Origin of the sequence: Bacillus tuaregi (assembly GCF_900104575.1) — a bacterium.
GTDB classification, from domain to species: Bacteria; Bacillota; Bacilli; order Bacillales; family Cytobacillaceae; genus Bacillus_BD; species Bacillus_BD tuaregi.
Genome location: NZ_LT629723.1, coordinates 1 through 1,213, shown reverse-complemented (window position 1 = coordinate 1,213; position 1,213 = coordinate 1). Strand labels below are relative to the sequence as shown.

The following is a 1,213-nucleotide window of genomic DNA, read 5'->3' as shown; positions in this document are numbered from 1 at the left end:
AAAGGAGCATTCCTGTTAGAAGAATTTTCGGGGACTTGAACAAAAAAGAGCCCTCTTGGTATGATACGGGGTGTCAAATCGTGTGGCGAAATGACCCCTAACTTAGTTAACCAAGGAGGACTCCAAAGTGGATTTTAACGAAAATCAGAAAATAAATCAAGTCACCGAGAATACACTCGTAGTCGGAATTGACATTGCCAAGCGAAAACATTTTGCTTGCTTTGTAGATGACCGTGGTCGGGTGCTCCAAAAATCTTTCCCAGTATTACAGTCTAGTGATGGCTTCCAGTGGTTTTATCAACGTATTTTGACTGCAATGAAAGAATACGAAAAAACGGAGGTCATTGTTGGGATTGAACCAACAGGCCATTACTGGCTAAATTTAGCCTATTTCCTTGAAGAACGGGGTATTCCCCTGGTCATGACCAACCCTTTGCACGTTAAAAAGTCAAAGGAATTGGATGACAATTTACCAACAAAACATGACCGTAAAGATGCGCTAGTAATCGCTCGTCTTATTAAAGATGGACGCTTCAGTTATCCACGTATCTTGAAAGACATGGAGGCTGAACTTCGTGTTGGATCAACGTTTAGAGGGAAATTGACAGAGGAACTTAGTGCTGTCAAAAACATGATTATACGCTGGTTAGATCGCTATTTTCCTGAGTTTACTCAGGTCTTTCCGTCATTTGGAAAGATGGCAATGGCTGTACTAGAATGTACCCCATTTCCGAGTGATCTCCATCAGAAACAAGCTGATGAGGTTTTATCCCTTTATCGAAAGATCGAGGGGCTCAAATCTCCCCAACGACCAAAAGCAGTGCGCCTCATTGAAGTCGCTGCTTATTCCATTGGAGTAACAGAAGGACGTGAGATGGCCCGTATTGAAATCGCCACGCTCGTTCGCCGTTACCATCAGCTGGAACAAGATATCGAGAGGATTACGGGGCACTTAGTTGAGCTTGTAAAAACTTCTGTAGAGTACGAGTGGCTATCAACGGTACCAGGACTAGGAGATACAACGATAGTTGATTTATTAGCTGAAATCGGAAGCTTTTCATACTATGAAGACCCACGCCAACTAATCAAACTCGCGGGGTTGACATTACGAGAGAGTTCTTCCGGACAGCACAAAGGGCAAAAGCGCATCTCCAAACGTGGCAGAAGAAAGCTGCGTGCCCTCCTATTTAGAGTCATGATGCCGATGATTCGC

1 protein-coding gene is annotated in these 1,213 nt (G+C 43.9%); it reads left to right on the top strand.

The genetic code is table 11. The annotated features are described in order from the left end of the window. Positions 1-127: 127 nt before the first annotated feature. Positions 128-1,213: IS110 family RNA-guided transposase (locus tag BQ5321_RS00540; RefSeq protein ID WP_071392722.1), on the top strand; the 1,086-nt coding region annotated here is incomplete at its 3' end.